Here is an 18,528-nt window from a genome sequence, read left to right as displayed (position 1 = left end):
CATCCCGGCGTTTGCCGGGACAACATGGAGGGAAAGGAATCCCCGGCTTCGAATGGAACCGAGGCCTTAAACCGCCGCGTCCGCCTCGACGTGGTAGTGCGTCGCCACTTCCACTTCCTTCTTCGAGCCGAGGAACACCGGCACGCGCTGGTGCAGGCCGGTGGGCTGCAGGCCCATGATGGGTTCGCGACCGGTGGTGGCGGCACCGCCGGCCTGCTCGATGATGAAGGCCATCGGGTTGGCCTCGTACATCAGGCGCAGCTTGCCGCCCTTGGACTTGATTTTGGCGTCCAGCGGATAGAAGAACACACCGCCGCGGGTGATGATGCGATGCACGTCGGCCACCATCGAGGCGACCCAGCGCATGTTGAAGTCCTTGCCGCGCGGACCGTCCTTGCCGGCCAGCAGCTCGCCGATATAGCGCTGCATCGGCGCTTCCCAGTGGCGCTGGTTGGACATGTTGATGGCGAACTCGGCGGTCTCTTCCGGGATGCGGATGTCGCGGCGGCTGAGGACGAAGCTGCCGACTTCGCGGTCCAGCGTGAATTCGTGCGTGCCATGGCCGAAGGTCAGCACCAACACGGTGGCCGGGCCGTACACCACGTAACCGGCGGCCAGCTGGGTGGTGCCCGGCTGCAGGAAATGCTCGGCCTTCGGTTCGGTGACGTCGTCCGGGCAGCGCAGCACCGAGAAGATCGTGCCGACCGAGATGTTCACGTCGATGTTCGAGCTGCCGTCCAGGGGATCAAACAGCAACAGGTGATGGCCCTTCGGGTACATGTCGGGGATCGGCTGCGGATCTTCCATTTCCTCCGACGCGCATGCGGCGAGCTGGCCACCCCAGGCATTCGCCTCCAGCAGGATCTCGTTGGAGATCACGTCCAGCTTCTTCTGAGCCTCGCCCTGGATGTTGCCGGTGCCGGCCTCACCCAGCACGCCACCCAGCGCGCCCTTGTTGGTCGCCACGGCGATGCGCTTGCAGGCGCGCGCAACGACCTCGATCAGCAGGGAGAGCTCCGCGTTCATGCGGCCGGCGCGGCGTTCCTCGATGAGGAACTGGATGAGCGAGATGGACTTCATGACAAACCCAGGGAAAAAGGTGTGTCCATTGTCCCGGCTCGGGCCTGGCGGCGCCAGCGGCTTGCCTGACTGCCGGTTCATGCTGATCGGGGCAGGGCTGCTGACAACACGTTGGCAGTAGGGGGCCTGCAGACTGGGGTTCATCACAAGGAGGGATGCTCATGCGCGATACGGTGTATTTCCTGGCGTTCGATGGCTTTGCCGACTGGCACGCGGCGCAAGCCCTGTGCGAAATCCGCCGCCCAGGCGATTGGCGGCTGCAGACCGTCGGGTTCTCGTTACAGCCCGTGCTGTCGATGGGCGGTTTGCGGGTGTTGCCCGAACTGACCCTGGCTGACATGGATCTAGATCGCGCGGCGCTGCTGATCGTGCCCGGCGGCTATGCATGGGAGCGCGGAGAGGGCGAAGAGGTCGTGGAAGCTGCGCGTCGCGTCTATACGGCCGGCGCTCCGGTGGCTGCCGTCGATAGCGGTGTACTGGTGTTGGCCCGGGCCGGTCTGCTGGATGCCTGCCGTCATACCGGCAGCTGGCCTGGCCACATCGGTACGCATGTGCCCACGTACACCGGCGCCGATCAGTTCGACGCCAGCGTGCTGGCGGTCAGCGATGGCGGTGTGATCACCGCCAGCCAGCTGGGCAGCGTGGAATTCGCGCGCGAGGTGATTCGCACGCTGGATCTCTACAGCCCCAGCGACCGCGAGCACTGGTTCCGCCTGTTCAAGCACGCCCTGCCGCCGCCTTGGTGTGCAGCCGCGATGGCCACTGTTGCGGCCGAAGCCGCATGAGGAGGATGTCATGCCCTTCCCGCTCGAGCGGATTCTCATGGCCTACCGGCCGCTGTACTTGCGCGGCCTGCTGATGGATGGCCAATACAAGCTGCCCGCACGTCCGGCGCCTGCACCTGCACCTGCCAACGAATCGATATCCACCAGCACCGAGGTCGTTGCCGAGCGCATGCCCGCCGTAGCCCGCAAAGCACTTCACGGAACGGCCACATGAGCAGGATTTATGTCGCTTGCCTGGGCGACCACGCTGGGTGGCCGTCGCCTCCCTCCAGAGCTACGAGGTAGCCATCATGTCCACGCCACGCGTCACCTTCTATCACGCACCCAACAGTCGCTCCGGTGGCACGCGCGCGCTGCTCGAGGAACTGGGCGTCGATTACGACATGCACGTGCTCAACTTCAGCAAGAACGAACAGCGCCAGCCGGAGTACATGGCCGTCAATCCGATGGGCAAGGTGCCGGCGATCTGGCACCGGGGTGAACTGGTCACCGAGCAGCCGGCGGTCTTCATCTACCTCGCCGATCTCTATCCAGAGAAAGGACTGGCACCGGGTCTCGATGATCCGCTGCGCGGGCCGTATCTGCGTTGGATGGTGTTCTACGGTTCGTGTTTCGAGCCGGCCTTGGTCGACCGTTCGATGCAGCGTGATCCGCCCAAGCCGTCGACTTGTCCTTACGGTGATTTCGACACCATGTACAACACGCTGGTGTCGCAGCTGGAGCGCGGCCCCTACATGCTGGGAGAGCGCTTCAGCGCGCTCGACGTGCTGTGGGGCAATGCGCTGTACTGGATGACCATGTTCAAGCTGGCGCCGGAGTTGCCGGTGATCCGCGCCTATATCGACCGGGTCATCTCGCGCCCCGCCATGCAACGCGCGGCGGCGAAAGACGCCGAGCTGGCGGCGGCGCTGGCGGCGTGAGGCGGCCATTGCCAGCAACTCCCCTCATCGTCATCCCAGCTTGACCAGCTTTCGGCTGTTGAAAGCCGCTGGGATGACGGACAAGAGCTAGCGGCGGTACCCGGCACCATGACCTCTAACCGTGACTACCGACGCTGGCCCCACCTCGACGAGTCGGCCATCATTGGCCGATGCGTCGCGCCGACCGGCTCTTTCTCATCATTCATGCCCTGCGCGGCCGCCGAACGGCGCTGCAGGCGCGTCAGCTGGCGGGCACGCTGGGTGTCTCGCTGCGGACGGTCTACCGTGACGTGGCCGATCTGCAGCTGTCCGGCGTCCCGATCGAAGGCGAGGCCGGCGTCGGTTACGTCCTGCGCAAAGGCTCGGATATCCCGCCGCTGATGTTCACGGCCGACGAGCTCGAATCGCTGGTGGTCGGTACGCGTTTCGTGCGCGCCTTCGCCGGGCAGAAGCTGGCGGAAAGCGCCCAGGCCGCCTTGCTGAAGATCGAGGCTGTGCTGCCCCCGGAATTGCGCGAGCGCGCGGCACGCACGCGTATCTATGCACCGATCTGGCGCGACCAGAGCAAGACCGATTTCTCCGCGCTGATCGATCGACTCAATGCGTCGATCACCGACGGCCAGGTCCTGCGACTTGAATACAGCGACGAGGCGGGCCGCACCAGCACGCGTGAGGTCGAGCCGCTATGCCTGTCGTTCTGGGGTGGGGCGTGGACGCTAGGCACCTGGTGCCGGCTGCGCGTCGGCTTCCGCAATTTCCGTCCGGACCGCATCGCCAGTTGCACGATTACCGGCGAACGCTTTGGCGAAACGGAAGGCCGTGACCTGAAGGCCTATCTGCAGGCCATGCGTGGCTATTACGAAGGCATGGAGTAGGGGCCAGCCAGGCCTGACGGGGGCGCCCTGGCCGCGTCGATTCCGCTACCCTCGGGCATACCTCTCGCCGAAGGAGTCGCCGATGTCCGTGCCAGCGAACGCCGTCTTGGCTCGAAGCACGACGGGCACCGACGTCCTGGCTGGGCTATCCATTGCCGGCCTGTTGCTGCCAGAGGCCGTCGCGTACTCCGGCATTGCCGGCTTGCCTCCGCAGGCAGGCGTCATCGCCTTGTTTGTTGGCCTGGCCTGTTATGGCCTGCTCGGGCGCAGTCGCTTTGCCATCGTGTCGGCCACCTCGTCATCGGCGGCGGTGTTGGCTGCCGGCACCCTGGCACTGGCGGGTGGCGACCAGGTTTCGCGCGCGGCGATAGCGGCCACGCTGGTGTTGCTTACCGGCGGCTGCTTTCTGGTCGCCAGCATCGCTCGCCTGGGTGGACTCTCGCAACTCATCGCACGGCCCGTGTTGCGTGGCTACACCTTTGGCCTGGCCTGCGTGATCGCGCTGAAGCAGCTGCCGCACCTGTTTGGCGTGCCGGAATTGCATGGCGATTTCGTCCCCCTGTTGCTGGCCAGGCTGTTGCGCGACCTGACCCAATTGCATGGGGTAACGCTTGGCTGTGGTCTCACGGCGCTGGCGTTGTTGTTCATCAGCGAACGCCTGCGGCGCGTGCCGGGCAGCCTGGTGGTCATCGCGCTGGGTGTCGCGGTAGCGGGCTGGCTCGTGCAGCGCGGCGTTCCACTCACCGGCGAAATCCTGCTGACGCCGCAGTGGGCGTTGCCCACCTGGCCAAGCAGCGGGCAATGGCTGCCCAGCATCGAGCTGGCGGCGGCTCTCCTGCTGATTCTTTATGCCGAGTCGTACAGTTCCATCCGCGGCTTCGCCCTCAAGCATGGCGACAGCGTGAACCCGAACCGCGATCTCGCCGTACTGGGCCTCGCGAATGCGATCTCGGGCCTGCTGCATGGCATGCCGGTGGGCGCGGGCTACTCAGGCACGTCGGCCAACGAGGCGGCAGGCGCCCGGTCGCGCCTCTCCGGCCTGGTCGCCGCAGCTACCGTGTTGCTGATGGTGTGCCTGCTTTTGCGCTGGATCGAGCGGATTCCCCAACCGGTACTCGCCGCGATCGTGATCCATGCGGTGAGCAAATCGCTGCGCCTGTCGACCTTCACGCCCTACCTGCGCTGGCACCGGGATCGCCTGGTGGCGCTGGCTTCGGTGCTGGCGGTTTTGTCACTGGGCATCCTCAATGGCTTGCTGTTCGCCATTGCCTTCAGCCTGATCATGCTGTTGCGCCAACTGGCCACGCCGCGCGTGAGCGTGCTTGGCCGCCTGGCGGAGGGTCACGATTTCGTGGACATCGCGCAGCACCCCGAAGCCGTGCCGCCGCCCGGGATGTTGATCGTACGGCCGGAGGAGCCCCTGTTCTTCGTCAACGCCGAAGCGGTGCTCGCCCAGGCGCGACACCGGGTCGACGCAGGCCAGGGTCTGCGCAGGCTGATTCTGAGCCTGGAAGAGTCGCCGGACCTCGACGGCACGGCACTCGAGGCGCTCGGCGATTTCGCCGCGTGGCTTAGCGCTCGTGGCATCGAGCTGCGCGTGGCACGATTGAAGGACGCTGCCCGCGACGCACTGTCGCGTCTGGCGATACCCCAGCTTTCGCCACAGGCGCTGAACTACTGGAGCGTGGAGGATGCTGTTCTGGCGACGTCACCCACCTCAACTTCGGCCAAGGGAAATCCTTAGTGAACAAAGCAATGCGCATGACCTGGCTGGCTGCTGCCGCTCTTACGCTGACCGCACCGGTCTGGGCCGATCAAACTACCGACGCCCGCTTCAAGCAGATCTACGATCAGGAATGGGCCTGGCGCAATGGACAATCCGGCATCAACACGTCGGGCGAGGCGCAGCCCAACGGTTCGCGCCTGGACAACGTGGATGCGGCCAACCAGCAGAAGCGGCTCGATTACTGGCAGAAGGTGCTGACCAGCCTTGACGGCGTCGACCCCAAGCAGCTGTCGGCCGAAGAACAGGTCAATTACGCGATCTATCGCGCGCAGATCCAGAACCTGCTCGCCGCCCAACAGTTCAAGCAATGGCAGATGCCGTTCAACAGCGACTCGGCGTTCTGGAGCGATCTCAACTACGTGCTCGAGGGCGACAACCTGCGTACGGAGAAGGACTATCGCCGTTACCTCGATCGCCTCGGCCAGGTCCCTTCCTATTTCCAGCAGCAGATCGCCAATATGCGCGATGGCCTGGCACGTGGCTTTACCGTGCCTCGCGCGGTCCTGGACGGCCGTGATGTATCGATTGCCTCCGTCGCCGAGCTGAAAGACCCCACGCAGAGCAGCTTCTACAAGCCGTTCGAAAAGATGCCGACCTCGATCGCACCTGCGGATGCGGCGAAGATGCAGGAAGAAGCGCGCCAGGCCATTGCCAGCAAGGTGATTCCCGCCTACGGCAACCTGCTGACCTTCTTCCGCAACGAATATATGCCCAAGGCACGCACGACGCTGGCGGCGGAAGCGATGCCGGATGGCAAGGCCTGGTATCACCAGCAGATCGTCGAATACACCACGCTCGACCTCAGCCCCGACCAGATCCACCAGATTGGCCTCGACCAGGTGGCGAAGATCCACGCCGAGATGGTCAAGACGATGCAGGAGACCGGCTTCAAGGGCAGCTTTGCCGACTTCCTGCATTTCCTGCGCACCGACCCCCAGTTCTACGCCAAGACCCCCGATGAACTGCTGATGCGCACCGCCTGGGTCGCCAAGCAGGTCGACGCGCAGCTGGGCAAGGAATTCGGCCGCCTGCCGCGCCAGCGCTTCGCCATCGTGCCGGTATCGCCTGATATCGCGCCTTACTACACCTCCGGCCGTGGCGGCGCGAACAGCTACCTGGTCAACACCTACGACCTGCCGTCGCGTCCGCTCTACAACATGCCGGCCTTGACCCTGCACGAGTCGGCTCCCGGTCACTCCCTGCAGTTGGCCCTGGCGGCCGAGCAGAAGGGCCAGCCAGCGTTCCGTCGGGAGGGCTACATCTCCGCCTACGGCGAAGGTTGGGGGCTTTATTCCGAGTATCTCGGCAACGAGATGGGCATCTACAAGACGCCGTACGACCGCTTTGGCTATCTCACCTATCAGATGTGGCGTGCGGCTCGCCTGGTGGTCGATACCGGCATCCACCATCTGGGTTGGACGCGCCAGCAGTCCATCGACTTCATGACCCAAAACACCGCGCTGTCCGACCGTGAAATCGCCAACGAAGTGGATCGTTACATCAGCTGGCCGGGTCAGGCGCTGTCGTACGAGCTGGGTTACCTGAAGATCCTCGAACTGCGCCAGAAAGCCGAGCAGGCGCTGGGCAGCAAGTTCGACATCCGCCACTTCCACGACACCGTGCTGCAGATCGGCTCGGTGCCGCTGCCCGTACTCGAACAGCGCATCGATCGATTCATTGCCGAGGGCGGTCCGGAGCCGGATTTCGGCGGCGACTGTGCGAAGCAAACCAAGGCACCGTAACCCACTTTGCTCCCTCTCCCCAATGGGGAGAGGGTTAGGGTGAGGGGTCAATCTTGCGGTGGAGTTGCTTCCAGGCGAGTTCTCGGTGAGCTTCAGAGCGACACACTGCGGTGTGCCAAGAGGGACAAGTAGGCAGAATTACGGTTTAACCGCATCCGCCTTGCCCGTCTCCGCATAACGCTGCAGCCGCTGCAGCTGCTCCATCATCACGCCATCGATATCGGGTGCGAGCTTGTCCAGGCCGCTTTGACTGGCTCCGTTGACCCGATATTCGAATTGCAGCGTGGTGCCATCGGCGGCCGGCTTGAGCGCAAACGTCATCACACCTTGTACGGCCATGTTCTGCAGCGGACCAAGCGCCGTATCCAGGCGCAGCAGATGGCTCGGGTTGGCCCAGATCACGTGGCCGTGTGCGACGCTTTGATCGTTCCAACGCTCGCAGAAGCAACCACCGGCCTCGGCCTGGAGACTCAGGTGCCCGGCCTCGCCGGAGAAGGTGTGCTTGCTGCTCCACCAATGCCCGACGTCGACAAGCGCTGCATAGAGCTTGGCAGGCGGTGCATGCACCACGCGGCTGTCCTGCAGCAGCAGGTGATCGGCGTTGGTTTCCTTCACTTCGGCATGGGTGGCGCAAGAGAGCCCCATAAGCAGGGCCACGATGACGCTGATGCGCATGGCGATTCCTCCTTCGGACGTGCGCGGAGTATGCGACCAGGCCGGCGCTTATGGCATGGGCCGGATGGTTGATGGGGCGTCGAAGTTCGTCGCTGGCAATATATGCACCAGTAAAGTACAATTGGCCCGCACTTCACTGGGAGAGTCAAGCCATGGCAGCTCATCTCCAGCCTGAAACCATCCCTGCCGCCGATCTGGGCGGTCCTGCGCTGCGGGCTTTCTTCAACCTCGCGGAACGCTGGGACCTGCGCATTGCAGATCAGCGACGCCTGCTCGGTGATCCACCCGAGTCCACGTTCTACAAGTGGAAGCGCCTGCAGAGCGGTACGCTCAGCCGCGACGTACTTGAGCGCATCAGCTATCTGCTGGGCATCTTCAAGAACCTGCAGATCCTGTTTCCCGACCCGCAGCAAGCCGATAGCTGGGTGCACCGGGCTAACCAGTCGCCGTTGTTCGGTGGACAGTCCGCGTTGCAGCGCATGTTGTCGGGCAACGTGGCCGACCTGTATGTGGTCCGCCAATACCTGGATGCCCAGCGCGGCTGGAACTGAAGCTTGCCGCCCCTAATGACGTGTTGCGGGACACGTCGCAGCTGGCGATACGCCGGTCCTGCATACTCATCTCTCCAGCCGATCGCCTGGGACACGACACGTCATGGCCGACATTCCCCCGCTCAAACGCATCCGCTGGAGCCAGGCCTATCGCATCGTGCCCAGTCGGTTTCCACCGGTGGGTGTATTCGATCGGATTGCCGAGCCGGGCGATCTCGACGCGCTCTACGCGATTGAAGCGATGACCAATCCGCGCTTGCGCGACGAGCTCGGCGAGCTGCGTCTGGTGCCCTCGGAACGGCGCATCAGCGGACCGGGCACCACGCCGGTGATGGCCGCATTCACGCATCTCAATCCGGAAGGAAGCCGTTTTTCGGACGGTACCTGGGGCGTGTTCTACGCCGCGCACAGCGTGGCGACTGCGGTCGAGGAAACGGTGTATCACCGCGAACTGTTTCTTGCCGCCACCTCGGAGCCGGCATGCGATATCGAAATGCGCTGCTATCGCACCAGCATCCAGGCCAGGTTGCATGATCTGCGTGGCGGCTGGAAAGCCGAGCACGCTCCTGATAGCTACGCTGCCGGCATCACATTGGCGCGTCGGCTGCGCAGCCAGGGTTCCGATGGCCTGGTCTACGACAGCGTGCGTCATCAAGGCGGCGAATGCGTTGCTGTGTTCTATCCGGACCGGGTGGCGCCTTGCGTGCAGACGCAGCACCTGATGTATCGCTGGGATGGCAAGCGTATCGCCCAGGTACTCACGGTCGACGAATGGAAGCGCAGTTGATGCGGCCACTTCTCCCAAAGAACACGGGCCTCCCGTGGGGGAGACCCGTCTGGCATCCATGCCACCAAACGTTTGCCATCAGAAGCGATAGCCGAGGCTGATGCCGTAGACCATCGGATTGATCGTGGCCGTGCCGACCTTGGTGCCCCCCACTTTGACGTCGCTCTTGATGTTTATCCAGCGAAGGTCGGCCGTGACGATCCACTTGGGATTGATGGTGACGTCGATACCCGCGTGCGCGGCCACACCCCAGCTGTTGGCAATGCTGACGCTGCTGCCCTGCAGCGCACCGGCCCCCTTGGTGTCGAAGAAGTTGGTGTAGTTCACGCCGAGGCCCAGGAACGGCGACCAGGTGTTGTTCGGCATGAAGTGATAATTCAGACCAACGGTTGGCGGCAGCTGCTTGGTCTGCGCGACTTTGCCGAGACCGGACAGTCGCACATCGTGCTCGAACGGCCACGCAGCGAGCACGTCCACACCCAGGTTCGGGGTAATCATGTATTCGAGGCTGGCGCTGGGGCGCACGCTGCTGTCGACGCTGGCACGTGCACCGGCGAGCGTGCCGTTGTTGCTCTTGGGATCGACCACGTGGGCGCCGAAGCGTACGACCCAGTTGTCATTGGTATCTGCGTGAGCGGCGGGTGCGGCGACGGCGCCCAAAGCTGTGGCGATGAACAGGGGAAGTAGTGCTTTCATGGGGAATTCCGCTCTTTTGTCTATCGGGACGGATCCATGGTCGTTAGGATCACGTTGAGCGGTTCTGACCTAGGTCATGCCGACCTGGGGCATACGGACGCAGCTGGCGAAAACCAAAAAACGAAGCGGCCCGCCAAGAGGCGGGCCGCTTTTAGCCGTCCATCCGTGCAGCGATCAGGTATCGGCGTCGGTCGCCCAGCCTTCACGATTGCCGCGCGTGAATACACGGTCGCCGTACAGAACCTCGCCAGCAGCGTGGGCCGGCTGCTCCCGCAGCTTGGCGTAGATCGGCGTGAAATCCGGTCGCGTGGCTTCGAACAGCTGCTCGAAGCTGTCGATGACGAAATAGGTCTGCTGGTAGGTGTCGATGCGGTAACGCGCGCTCATCACGCGCTCCAAGCCGAAGCCGATGCGATTGGGCGAAGGCGAGTCCAGCGAGTAGATCGACTCACCCTTGGAGCTGACGATGCCGGCACCGTAGATGCGCATGCCGTCCTTGGTGTTGATCAGGCCGAATTCGACCGTGTACCAATACAGGCGCGTGAGGTTCATCAACGCTTCGGGACCGATCGCGAATGCCTTCATGCCACCCCGGCCGTAGGCCTCCATGTAGTCGGCGAAGACCGGATTGAGCAACAGCGGCACATGGCCGAACAGGTCGTGGAACAGATCGGGTTCGCTGAGATAGTCGAGCTGGTCCGGTTTGCGGATCCACCAGCTGACCGGGAAGCGGCGATGAGCCAGATGGTCGAAGAACACCTCGTCAGGCAGCAGTCCCTCAACCGCCACCAGCTCCCAGCCAGTGGCCGCACCCAGCACCTTGTTCAAGTCGGCGAATTTCGGGATACCGCCGTCGCCAAGGCCGAAGCGGGCCACGCCGTCCATGAATTCCTGGCAGGCGCGTCCCGGCAACAAGTCGCGCTGGCGTTGGTACAGGGTGTCCCAGACCTCATGGTCGGTGCGGGAATAGTCCGCCCAGGGCTGCTCCACGACGCCGGTGGCGTATACCGGCACATAGCCCCGGTCGGTCTGCTGGTGTTCGACACGGCGTGGCGCGGTGTTCATGGAGCGGCTCCGGATGGCGCTGGCCATCATGTTTCGGGGATGGCACAGCATATGGCCGAAACCGCGCACGATGATTGTTTTATTGCTTCAATTCAGCTTGTTTGCACAATAATCGGCACGCCCATCGGGGCATTGCGGGATTTTATTGCCATGACGACCCTGGATCGCACCGATCTGCGCATTCTCGCCGTGTTGCAGGGCGAAGGGCGCATTACCAATGCCGAGCTCGCTGAACGAGTCAGCCTGTCGCCATCGGCCTGCCTGCGCCGTCTTCAGCGCCTCGAGGCGGAGGGCATTCTCACCGGTTACACCGCACAGGTTGACCCGCAGGCGATCGGGCTCGGCCTGCAGGCCTTCGTGCGCGTTCAACTGACCAAGCATGAAAGCGCGGCAGTGGAGCACTTCGTGGGGCTGGTGAATGGCTGGGATGAAGTCGTGGCGTGTTACGCGCTGACTGGCGACATGGACTATCTGCTGCACGTCTACGTGACCGATCTCCAGGACTTCTCACGCTTCCTGCTCGACCGTTTGCTGAACGCCGCCGGGGTCGCTGATGTCAATTCGAGTTTCGTCCTTCGCACAGTCAAGCGATCGGCGGCTTTACCCTTGGCCCAACTTGAGCATTGAAGATGCCGGAGTAGGTCGCAGGGGCTTCAACTAACGGTAAACTAACCAGACTGATGAACACCGACACCGTTTCCGCCCCGGATCGCCGCGACCTGATTCGACCCCTGCGTTACGCCTGGCGCGTACCGTTGTTGCTGCTGCACGCGATCCTGGGCGTCCTGCTGTGTTCGTTCGTGCTCAGCTGGGGCCGCAACGCGGTGATGAAAAACGGCCGCGAACCGTTCCCGCACCGCACCATCCGCTGGTGGTCCACGGCGCTATTGCGCATTTTCGGCTTGCGCTCGGTACGCGTGGGCAAGCCGCTCGCCGATCCGGTGCTGTTCGTGGCCAACCACACCTCCTGGCTCGACATCGAGCTGCTGCACAGCCAGCGTGCGGCCTGCTTCGTCGCCAAGGCGGAGATCGCCCGCTGGCCACTGGTGGGCTGGATGGCGGCCGCGGGCGGCACGATCTTTCACCGCCGCGGTAGCAACCATTCGCTGGCGGCCGTGATGCAGGTGATGGTGGACCGCTTGCGTGGCGGTCGTTCGGTGGCGGCATTCCCCGAGGGCGGCACTGGCCATAACGGCGTACTACGGGTGTTCCACGCGCGCATTTTCCAGGCCGCGCTCGATGCCGAGGTTCCCGTACAGCCCGTTGCGCTGCGTTTTGCGCGTGACGGCCGCCGGGTGATCGAAGCCGGCTTTCGCGAACACGAGAATTTCTTGCAGAACTTCCTGCGTTTGCTCGGCGACGCGCCGCTCGATGTCGAGGTGCATTTCCTCGAGCCCGTGCCGGCCACGCCGGATGCACGTCGCCGCATGGCCGAGCTGTCGCGTGAGCGCATCGCGCTGGCGCTGGAAGACAAGTCGACCCACGATAGCCGCGCATGAGCCTGCCGAAAGGAAAGGATTTCCTGCCGCCGTGGCCGCTACGCAGCGGCCACATCCAGACCATGCTGTCGTCAAGCGGCGTGCGTCGCGTGCTGTTGCCCAGGGCCGCGCAGACCGTGTTGAACGGTGCCGAGCAGGTGACGGTGGACGGTGGCGACGGCGTAAGACTGACCGGCGCGTACACAGCCCAGAACACGCAGGCAAAATCACGTGGCCTGGCGGTGCTGTTCCACGGCTGGGAAGGCAGCGTCGATTCCACCTATGTGCTGCAGACGGGCAGTCGCCTGCTGGCGGAAGGCTGGGACATTTTCCGCCTCAATTTTCGCGATCACGGCGATAGCCACAACCTCAACGAAGCGCTGTTCCATTCGTGTCGCATCGATGAGGTGGTCAACGCGCTGCTGGACATCGCGCGGCGTTACCCGAACCGGCCGATGGCGCTCGCGGGCTTCTCGCTCGGTGGCAATTTCGCCCTGCGCGCGGCCTTGCGCGCGCCTGCCGTGGGCTTGCCGCTGAGTTATGCGCTAGCGGTTTGTCCCATCATCGATCCCAGCGAAGGCCTGTTTTCGCTGGAGGAAGCCGCGCCGTGGTTTTACCAGGCGTATTTCATGCACAAATGGCGGCGCTCCCTGCAGGCCAAGCAGGCCGCGTTCCCGCACCGGGAATACTTCGAGCTGTCCGAGCTGAAGCAGAGCCTGCGCGGACTGACTGCCTCGCTGGTGATGCGGCACACCGATTTCGATACGCTCGAAGCCTATTTGGATGGCTATTCGGTCGCGGGCCAGGCACTTGCAGACCTGCATGTGCCGGCAACCATCCTCACGGCGCGCGACGATCCGGTGATTCCGGTGGACGCGTTCGAGAAGTTGCGGCTATCGGCCAATGTCGAGCTGGATATCTCCCCCTATGGCGGGCATTGCGGCTTTATCCGTGGCTGGGACATGACCAGTTTCACCGACGACTACATCGCCGCGCGTTTCAACGCGATCGCGGCGGCCTGAGCACGGCCAGCTACTGACACTGTTGGTGGAACATCGTTGACACTCCATAGGGTGGGTACGACGATGTTGCCTCGTGCGCCAAAGGAGGGTCGGTGGGGGCGCCTTCGGCAACTACGAGAGGACACGACCATGAGCAGGCACGCCAAAGGGACCTTCGACGTCAAAATGTCGCCGCAAACCGAACAAGAAGGTGTTGGTGATCCCAGCGTCGGGCGACTGGCCCTCCTCAAGCAATACCACGGCGACCTGGAAGGCTCCGGCAAGGGCCAGATGCTTGCCGTCGGCACGCCGATCGATGGTTCCGCCGGCTATGTGGCCATGGAACGCATCAGCGCGACGTTGCACGGGCGCAGCGGCAGTTTCGCGTTACAGCACACCGGTACCATGAATCGTGGAACGCCGCAGCTGTCGATCACGGTGGTGCCGGACTCGGGTACCGAGGCGCTGGGCGGGATCAGCGGCAAGCTCGATATCACCATGGCGAGCGGCGTGCACTCTTACGATTTCGAGTACTCGCTACCCGACGTGCCCTGAGCACTCACGGGTAGCCCTCGCCGGGTATACGCTTTCGATTTGCCGCCGCGGAGTTTCAACCATGCGCAACTTGATTTTCGCCCTGTTCGGGCTGTTGGCTACTCCTGCGATCCTTGCGGCCCCGTCCCTGGACAAGCTCACGCTTCCCAAGGGCTTCCACATCGCCGTGTATTCGGACGAAGTGCCCAATGCGCGTGAGATGGCATTGGGCGCCAAGGGCACCGTGTTTGTCGGTTCGAACGATGCGGGCAAGGTCTACGCGCTCACCGACAGCAAGGGTGATGGTCACGCCGACAAGGTACGTGTTGTTGCCAGTGGCCTGCAGTTGCCGGTGGGTGTGGCGTTCAAGAACGGCGACCTGTACATCTCGGCGGTGAGCAAGATCCTGGTGCTGCGCGATATCGAGAATCACCTCGATAATCCGCCGGCGCCTGAAGTCGTCTCCGACAAATTTCCCACCGATACCCACCACGGCTGGAAATTCATTGCGTTTGGCCCCGACAACAAGCTCTACGTGCCGATCGGCGCGCCATGCAACATCTGCGACAAGGGCCATGCCTACGCCAAGCTCACGCGCATGAACGCCGATGGCAGCGGCCTTGAGGATGTCGCTTATGGCATTCGCAATACGGTGGGCTTTACCTGGCGGCCTGGTTCCGGCCAGCTGTGGTTCACCGACAATGGCCGCGACCTGATGGGCGACGATATGCCCAGCGACGAACTCAACAAGCTCAGTCATGTCGGCGAGCACTTCGGTTATCCCTATTGTCACCAGGGCGACACGCTCGACCCGGAGTTCGGCCAGGGCAAGAACTGCAAGGACTACACGCCACCCGTGTTGAAGCTGGGAGCGCACGTGGCTTCGCTGGGTCTTCGTTTCTATGAAGGCAAGCAGTTCCCGGCCGACTACAAGGGAGCCCTGTTCATCGCCGAACACGGTTCGTGGAATCGCACGAAGAAATCCGGCTATCGCGTGATGACGGTGCGCCTCAACGGCGATAAGGTCGTGTCTTATGAGCCGCTGATCGAAGGGTTCCAGCAGGACGAAAAGGCGTGGGGTCGACCGGTCGACGTACAACCGCTGCCGGATGGCAGTCTGCTGGTGAGCGACGACCTCGCTGGCGCGGTCTATCGTGTGACCTACGAAAAGCCCTAAGGCCACACCGCCATGGCGGTGATGCATGAAACCCGATCAACGTTCCAGGAGAACAGCCTTGCAACTGCGCAGTGACAATTTCGAACATAGTCAGTCAATTCCGCCCAGACTCGCCTTTGGCAAGCGCGCAGCGCCGGTGGCGCTATCGGACAACCTGAGCCCTCATCTGGCCTGGAAGGAGGCGCCGCTGGCTACGCGCTCATTCGTGCTTACGTGCATCGACTTCGATGTGCCAAGCAAGCCCGATGACGTCAACAAGGAAGGTCATACCGTGCCGGCGGACCTGCCGCGGGTGGAGTTCGTGCATTGGCTGATGGCGAATATCCCGGTCGAATGCGGCGAGTTGGGGGAAGGTGCGTGTAGTGAGGGCATTGTGGCGCACGGCAAGCGTGCTCCCTACGGCCCGCCGGGCAGCGTCCAGGGCATCAATGACTACACCGGATGGTTCTCGGGCGATCCGGACATGCGTGGTGAATACCTCGGCTACGACGGCCCATGCCCGCCATGGAACGACTCGCTGGTGCATCACTATCACTTCCGCCTTTACGCCCTCGACGTGGAGCATCTCAAGCTCGCCGACGGCTTCACTGTCAGCGAGCTGCGTGCGGCGATGGACGGCCATGTGCTGGCCGAGGCGGAGTTGATGGGTACCTATTCCCTCAATCCGGCACTGGACTGATCGCAAGGCGAAGAAATCGTGAACGGGGCCCAACGTGATGACAGGATGGCGCCCTCTTCACGCGCGCAAGGCATGCGCTGTGGGTGAATGATGAAGGGGTTATCGGCTGCCCCGTCATGAGGAACGCCCCATGCTGCACTACGCCCTGGTCTTTCTGGTCATCGCCATCATCGCAGCTTTGTTCGGGTTTACCGGCATTGCTGGTACCGCTGCCGGTATCGCGAAGATCCTGTTCATCATTTTCCTGATCCTCGCGGTTATCGCCTTCTTTCGCCGCGCCAGCTGAGCGGCAGCACATCGGGCCGATCCGAACCCGGCGTGCGCCCGGCTCGCACCCGTGGGTTACAGTGAAACCACCGCCTCATCGGAGAAAGTTATGAACAAGCAAGTCCAGGCGCCCGAGGAACCCGGCGCGGCCGAGCGCATCGAGGAGCGCGCCGAGCGTGTCAAGCAGGCGACATCCAGCGCCGTTGCGGGTGCCAAGGAAGCCGTCGGCCGCGCCGCCGATCACGTCGAAGAGACCTTGCATCACGCCACCGATAAAGCGGCCGACGCCGCCACGCGCGCCAATGCCAAGGCCGGCGAATACCGTGAACGTGGCCGCGAGGCCTATGGAGAAGCGGTGGATCGTGCCGACGAATGGCTAGAGAAGGCTCGCGACTATGTGCGCGAGAAACCCGTGCAATCGGTGGCCATCGCCCTTGGCGCTGGCTGGCTGCTAGGCCGCATACTGCGACGCTAATACCAGGCAAGCCGACGAGGGCAGCGGATGGACCAGACCGGACGCGATGACGCGCCCGCCACACCCGATGAGGCGCCGGCACCGTCAGCACCGCCTGGCCTGCTGGACGATATCGGCCGCCTCGGGCGGGCGTTCCATCGATTGTTCGGCGCGCAGCTGCGATTGCTGGCCGCAGAACTCGGCCTCGCGCGCAGCGCCGTGCACTGGATACTTGCAGCGGCCCTGGTCGCCACCGTCGCCGGGGTGGGCCTTGGGTTGACCTTGCTGGGTTTGACCGGTTGGCTGCTGGCGCTGTGGTTCGGCTCGTGGACCTGGGCGTTGGTGGCGCTGGCCCTGTTGGAACTGGCTTTCCTGGTGGGCGCGGTGCTCCTGGTTCGCCGTTGCATGCACTGGATGAGCCTGCCCGCGACGCGGGGCGAGTGGAATGCGATGATGCGCGATGCCCTGCGTCGTCCCGACCCACAGGGTGAGTCTCGCCCAGAGGACGCACCATGAGCATCTTCAAACAGCTGCATGCCGTTCGTGTAGCGCAGGCGAGTTCGCGAGAGGCACGCCACGAATTGGCCGTACCCGCCCAAGCGCTGTTGTCGCGTGGGCAGCACTATCCGCTCACCACGGTGGGCGTGGCCGCTGGCGCTGGCTTCGTCTTGGGGCAGCTCAATGTGCATCCTTTGCGCGTGCCCGGACTGGGTGCGTTGCTCAGCGGCACGGTGGCTGAAGTCGTCGCCCAGGCGGCGCGGCTGATTGCCGAATTCACCCAAGGCGGCTTTGATCCCTCATGAACCGGCCCGAGCCGCCCGCCGCGCCAGCGTCCTTGGGTGACGTGGCGGGCACACCGATTCCCAGCGTACCGATGATGTCGTACCAGGAGCCGCGCGTGGTCGCGCATCGCCTGGCGCGGGCGCGCAACGCGCGTCGTCACCTGCGCGGCATTCGCGTCGCCCTCAACCTGCTGTTGCTGCTGGCCTTGATGTACACCATCACGCTGACCAAGGGGCTGTTGATTCCCCTGGTACTGGCGGCTTTCATCGGCTTGGCGCTGAACCCAATCGTGGCCAGCGGTGCGCGCCTGGGCTTGCCGCGCTGGCTGTGCGCCAGCGTGCTGATGATCGCGCTGATCGCCGGCATCGTCAGCGGCCTCGGCATGCTGACGACGCCGGCCTTGGGCTGGTTTCACGAGGCGCCCGCCGCGATCCGAAGCTTTGTGCCCAAGCTCAAGTCGATCATCCAACCCCTGGAAGCGGCCAATCGAGCCACCCAAAGCCTGGTCACCGGGCAGGCCTCACGCGCACCGGCATCATCGCAGGCCTCGCTGGCGTTCAATGCGTGGGATGTGGTCGCCACCACGCCCAAGGTGCTCGCGGCGATACTGACCGTGGTGCTGCTGGTATTTTTCTTCCTGGTGTATGGCGACCTGCTGTTGCGCCGGCTGGTGGAGGCGGCGCCAAGCTTCAGTTACAAGCGCCACGCGGTGCGGATCGTGCGCAGCATTCAGACCGAAGTGTCGCGCTACATCCTCACCACTACGTTGATCAACTTCATGCTGGGCACCATCACCGCGGGTATGCTGTGGCTGTATCACATGCCCGATCCGCTGCTGTGGGGCGCGGTCGCCATGTTGGCCAATTTCATTCCCTACGTCGGCGCCATCACGACGACGACGGTGCTGGCTCTGGTTGGCCTGATGAACTTCAACGATGCCGGCTCGGCCCTGTTGCCTGCACTGACCTTTGCGGGCATTACGGCGGTCGAAGGCAACCTGATAACGCCGATGATCCAGGGTCGCCGCATGCGCTTGAGTCCCGTCGCCATCCTGCTATGGCTGCTGATATGGGGCTGGCTGTGGGGCATTCCTGGAGCCTTGCTCGCCGTGCCCATGCTCACCAGCACCAAACTCGTGGCCGAACGGATTCGTAGTTGGCGCTGGTTTGCCTTGATGGTCCAGCGTTGATGCG

At 63.6% G+C, this 18,528-nt stretch carries 23 protein-coding genes; 19 read left to right on the top strand and 4 right to left on the bottom strand.

What is annotated here, in order from left to right:
* Positions 1-66: 66 nt before the first annotated feature.
* The gene (locus OUZ30_RS19885) at positions 67-1,080 is read right to left on the bottom strand and encodes a class 1 fructose-bisphosphatase (protein ID WP_266184201.1); all 1,014 of its coding nucleotides are present in this window, start codon (positions 1,078-1,080) and stop codon (positions 67-69) included.
* Between the two features lie 161 nt (positions 1,081-1,241).
* Between OUZ30_RS19885 and OUZ30_RS19880 the strand changes: the two genes are divergently transcribed.
* The 6 genes from OUZ30_RS19880 to OUZ30_RS19855 all read left to right on the top strand — a co-directional run bounded on the left by OUZ30_RS19880 (position 1,242) and on the right by OUZ30_RS19855 (position 7,188).
* The gene (locus OUZ30_RS19880; RefSeq protein WP_266184200.1) at positions 1,242-1,865 is read left to right on the top strand and encodes a DJ-1/PfpI family protein; all 624 of its coding nucleotides are present in this window, start codon (positions 1,242-1,244) and stop codon (positions 1,863-1,865) included.
* A 10-nt stretch (positions 1,866-1,875) separates the two neighbouring features.
* Positions 1,876-2,079 carry a hypothetical protein gene (locus tag OUZ30_RS19875; protein WP_266184198.1) on the top strand — a complete coding sequence of 68 codons (204 nt, stop codon included), beginning with the start codon at positions 1,876-1,878 and terminating at the stop codon, positions 2,077-2,079.
* Positions 2,080-2,155: 76 nt separating this feature from the next.
* The gene (locus OUZ30_RS19870) at positions 2,156-2,785 is read left to right on the top strand and encodes a glutathione S-transferase family protein (RefSeq protein ID WP_266184197.1); all 630 of its coding nucleotides are present in this window, start codon (positions 2,156-2,158) and stop codon (positions 2,783-2,785) included.
* A gap of 170 nt (positions 2,786-2,955) precedes the next feature.
* Positions 2,956-3,660, top strand: a complete 705-nt coding sequence (locus tag OUZ30_RS19865) for a helix-turn-helix transcriptional regulator (protein ID WP_266184196.1) — start codon at positions 2,956-2,958, stop codon at positions 3,658-3,660.
* 82 nt (positions 3,661-3,742) lie between these two features.
* Entirely contained in the window at positions 3,743-5,404 is a 1,662-nt protein-coding gene (locus OUZ30_RS19860; RefSeq protein ID WP_266184195.1) for a SulP family inorganic anion transporter, read from the top strand.
* Positions 5,405-5,421: 17 nt separating this feature from the next.
* Positions 5,422-7,188 (top strand): DUF885 domain-containing protein, encoded by a 1,767-nt coding sequence (locus tag OUZ30_RS19855; RefSeq protein ID WP_266184231.1) that lies wholly within the window; start codon positions 5,422-5,424, stop codon positions 7,186-7,188.
* Positions 7,189-7,326: 138 nt separating this feature from the next.
* Here OUZ30_RS19855 and OUZ30_RS19850 read toward each other — a convergent pair whose 3' ends face one another.
* Positions 7,327-7,863, bottom strand: a complete 537-nt coding sequence (locus OUZ30_RS19850) for an SRPBCC family protein (RefSeq protein ID WP_266184194.1) — start codon at positions 7,861-7,863, stop codon at positions 7,327-7,329.
* A 152-nt stretch (positions 7,864-8,015) separates the two neighbouring features.
* On the opposite strand from OUZ30_RS19850, the gene OUZ30_RS19845 reads away from it, so the two are divergent.
* Together OUZ30_RS19845 and OUZ30_RS19840 are read left to right on the top strand one after the other, a co-directional pair.
* The gene (locus OUZ30_RS19845; RefSeq protein WP_266184193.1) at positions 8,016-8,414 is read left to right on the top strand and encodes an MbcA/ParS/Xre antitoxin family protein; all 399 of its coding nucleotides are present in this window, start codon (positions 8,016-8,018) and stop codon (positions 8,412-8,414) included.
* Positions 8,415-8,517: 103 nt separating this feature from the next.
* Positions 8,518-9,201, top strand: a complete 684-nt coding sequence (locus OUZ30_RS19840; protein WP_266184192.1) for an RES family NAD+ phosphorylase — start codon at positions 8,518-8,520, stop codon at positions 9,199-9,201.
* Positions 9,202-9,279: 78 nt separating this feature from the next.
* Here OUZ30_RS19840 and OUZ30_RS19835 read toward each other — a convergent pair whose 3' ends face one another.
* Positions 9,280-9,897 (bottom strand): OmpW/AlkL family protein, encoded by a 618-nt coding sequence (locus OUZ30_RS19835; protein WP_266184191.1) that lies wholly within the window; start codon positions 9,895-9,897, stop codon positions 9,280-9,282.
* A 174-nt stretch (positions 9,898-10,071) separates the two neighbouring features.
* Positions 10,072-10,962 carry a phenylalanine 4-monooxygenase gene (phhA, locus tag OUZ30_RS19830; protein ID WP_266184190.1) on the bottom strand — a complete coding sequence of 297 codons (891 nt, stop codon included), beginning with the start codon at positions 10,960-10,962 and terminating at the stop codon, positions 10,072-10,074.
* A gap of 150 nt (positions 10,963-11,112) precedes the next feature.
* On the opposite strand from phhA, the gene OUZ30_RS19825 reads away from it, so the two are divergent.
* The 11 genes from OUZ30_RS19825 to OUZ30_RS19775 all read left to right on the top strand — a co-directional run bounded on the left by OUZ30_RS19825 (position 11,113) and on the right by OUZ30_RS19775 (position 18,524).
* Complete coding sequence (locus OUZ30_RS19825; RefSeq protein ID WP_266184230.1) at positions 11,113-11,589, top strand: Lrp/AsnC family transcriptional regulator; 477 nt, start codon at positions 11,113-11,115, stop codon at positions 11,587-11,589.
* Between the two features lie 53 nt (positions 11,590-11,642).
* Positions 11,643-12,461, top strand: a complete 819-nt coding sequence (locus tag OUZ30_RS19820) for a lysophospholipid acyltransferase family protein (RefSeq protein ID WP_266184189.1) — start codon at positions 11,643-11,645, stop codon at positions 12,459-12,461.
* Entirely contained in the window at positions 12,458-13,462 is a 1,005-nt protein-coding gene (locus tag OUZ30_RS19815; RefSeq protein WP_266184188.1) for a YheT family hydrolase, read from the top strand. Before OUZ30_RS19820 ends, OUZ30_RS19815 begins: the two co-directional genes overlap by 4 nt.
* 129 nt (positions 13,463-13,591) lie before the next feature.
* Positions 13,592-13,996 (top strand): DUF3224 domain-containing protein, encoded by a 405-nt coding sequence (locus OUZ30_RS19810; RefSeq protein WP_266184187.1) that lies wholly within the window; start codon positions 13,592-13,594, stop codon positions 13,994-13,996.
* A 61-nt stretch (positions 13,997-14,057) separates the two neighbouring features.
* Complete coding sequence (locus OUZ30_RS19805) at positions 14,058-15,152, top strand: PQQ-dependent sugar dehydrogenase (protein ID WP_266184186.1); 1,095 nt, start codon at positions 14,058-14,060, stop codon at positions 15,150-15,152.
* A 58-nt stretch (positions 15,153-15,210) separates the two neighbouring features.
* Positions 15,211-15,831: a YbhB/YbcL family Raf kinase inhibitor-like protein gene (locus OUZ30_RS19800; RefSeq protein WP_266184185.1), complete on the top strand. Its 621-nt coding sequence runs from the start codon at positions 15,211-15,213 to the stop codon at positions 15,829-15,831.
* A gap of 130 nt (positions 15,832-15,961) precedes the next feature.
* The gene (locus tag OUZ30_RS19795) at positions 15,962-16,117 is read left to right on the top strand and encodes a DUF1328 domain-containing protein (protein WP_114240942.1); all 156 of its coding nucleotides are present in this window, start codon (positions 15,962-15,964) and stop codon (positions 16,115-16,117) included.
* Positions 16,118-16,207: 90 nt separating this feature from the next.
* The gene (locus tag OUZ30_RS19790) at positions 16,208-16,573 is read left to right on the top strand and encodes an ElaB/YgaM/YqjD family protein (RefSeq protein ID WP_266184184.1); all 366 of its coding nucleotides are present in this window, start codon (positions 16,208-16,210) and stop codon (positions 16,571-16,573) included.
* Between the two features lie 27 nt (positions 16,574-16,600).
* A complete protein-coding gene (locus OUZ30_RS19785; protein ID WP_266184183.1) occupies positions 16,601-17,068 on the top strand; it encodes an ABC transporter ATP-binding protein in 468 nt (155 codons plus the stop codon).
* Positions 17,065-17,355 (top strand): hypothetical protein, encoded by a 291-nt coding sequence (locus tag OUZ30_RS19780; protein WP_266184182.1) that lies wholly within the window; start codon positions 17,065-17,067, stop codon positions 17,353-17,355. The genes OUZ30_RS19785 and OUZ30_RS19780 overlap by 4 nt, the downstream gene beginning before the upstream one ends.
* Positions 17,352-18,524 carry an AI-2E family transporter gene (locus OUZ30_RS19775; RefSeq protein WP_425601544.1) on the top strand — a complete coding sequence of 391 codons (1,173 nt, stop codon included), beginning with the start codon at positions 17,352-17,354 and terminating at the stop codon, positions 18,522-18,524. Before OUZ30_RS19780 ends, OUZ30_RS19775 begins: the two co-directional genes overlap by 4 nt.
* Positions 18,525-18,528: the final 4 nt, after the last annotated feature.

Source organism: Dyella humicola (assembly GCF_026283945.1).
Taxonomy (GTDB): domain Bacteria; phylum Pseudomonadota; class Gammaproteobacteria; order Xanthomonadales; family Rhodanobacteraceae; genus Dyella; species Dyella humicola.
Note: the sequence above shows the minus strand (reverse complement) of the source record. Positions and strands in the feature narration are given on the sequence as shown.

Excerpts from the sequence above, each read along its gene's own strand:
- OUZ30_RS19885 (WP_266184201.1), bottom strand. The coding sequence starts at position 1,080 with ATGAAGTCCATCTCGCTCATCCAGTTCCTCATCGAGGAACGCCGCGCC.
- OUZ30_RS19880 (WP_266184200.1), top strand. The coding sequence starts at position 1,242 with ATGCGCGATACGGTGTATTTCCTGGCGTTCGATGGCTTTGCCGACTGG.
- OUZ30_RS19875 (WP_266184198.1), top strand. The coding sequence starts at position 1,876 with ATGCCCTTCCCGCTCGAGCGGATTCTCATGGCCTACCGGCCGCTGTAC.
- OUZ30_RS19870 (WP_266184197.1), top strand. The coding sequence starts at position 2,156 with ATGTCCACGCCACGCGTCACCTTCTATCACGCACCCAACAGTCGCTCC.
- OUZ30_RS19865 (WP_266184196.1), top strand. The coding sequence starts at position 2,956 with ATGCGTCGCGCCGACCGGCTCTTTCTCATCATTCATGCCCTGCGCGGC.
- OUZ30_RS19860 (WP_266184195.1), top strand. The coding sequence starts at position 3,743 with ATGTCCGTGCCAGCGAACGCCGTCTTGGCTCGAAGCACGACGGGCACC.
- OUZ30_RS19855 (WP_266184231.1), top strand. The coding sequence starts at position 5,422 with ATGACCTGGCTGGCTGCTGCCGCTCTTACGCTGACCGCACCGGTCTGG.
- OUZ30_RS19850 (WP_266184194.1), bottom strand. The coding sequence starts at position 7,863 with ATGCGCATCAGCGTCATCGTGGCCCTGCTTATGGGGCTCTCTTGCGCC.
- OUZ30_RS19845 (WP_266184193.1), top strand. The coding sequence starts at position 8,016 with ATGGCAGCTCATCTCCAGCCTGAAACCATCCCTGCCGCCGATCTGGGC.
- OUZ30_RS19840 (WP_266184192.1), top strand. The coding sequence starts at position 8,518 with ATGGCCGACATTCCCCCGCTCAAACGCATCCGCTGGAGCCAGGCCTAT.
- OUZ30_RS19835 (WP_266184191.1), bottom strand. The coding sequence starts at position 9,897 with ATGAAAGCACTACTTCCCCTGTTCATCGCCACAGCTTTGGGCGCCGTC.
- phhA (WP_266184190.1), bottom strand. The coding sequence starts at position 10,962 with ATGAACACCGCGCCACGCCGTGTCGAACACCAGCAGACCGACCGGGGC.
- OUZ30_RS19825 (WP_266184230.1), top strand. The coding sequence starts at position 11,113 with ATGACGACCCTGGATCGCACCGATCTGCGCATTCTCGCCGTGTTGCAG.
- OUZ30_RS19820 (WP_266184189.1), top strand. The coding sequence starts at position 11,643 with ATGAACACCGACACCGTTTCCGCCCCGGATCGCCGCGACCTGATTCGA.
- OUZ30_RS19815 (WP_266184188.1), top strand. The coding sequence starts at position 12,458 with ATGAGCCTGCCGAAAGGAAAGGATTTCCTGCCGCCGTGGCCGCTACGC.
- OUZ30_RS19810 (WP_266184187.1), top strand. The coding sequence starts at position 13,592 with ATGAGCAGGCACGCCAAAGGGACCTTCGACGTCAAAATGTCGCCGCAA.
- OUZ30_RS19805 (WP_266184186.1), top strand. The coding sequence starts at position 14,058 with ATGCGCAACTTGATTTTCGCCCTGTTCGGGCTGTTGGCTACTCCTGCG.
- OUZ30_RS19795 (WP_114240942.1), top strand. The coding sequence starts at position 15,962 with ATGCTGCACTACGCCCTGGTCTTTCTGGTCATCGCCATCATCGCAGCT.
- OUZ30_RS19790 (WP_266184184.1), top strand. The coding sequence starts at position 16,208 with ATGAACAAGCAAGTCCAGGCGCCCGAGGAACCCGGCGCGGCCGAGCGC.
- OUZ30_RS19785 (WP_266184183.1), top strand. The coding sequence starts at position 16,601 with ATGGACCAGACCGGACGCGATGACGCGCCCGCCACACCCGATGAGGCG.
- OUZ30_RS19780 (WP_266184182.1), top strand. The coding sequence starts at position 17,065 with ATGAGCATCTTCAAACAGCTGCATGCCGTTCGTGTAGCGCAGGCGAGT.
- OUZ30_RS19775 (WP_425601544.1), top strand. The coding sequence starts at position 17,352 with ATGAACCGGCCCGAGCCGCCCGCCGCGCCAGCGTCCTTGGGTGACGTG.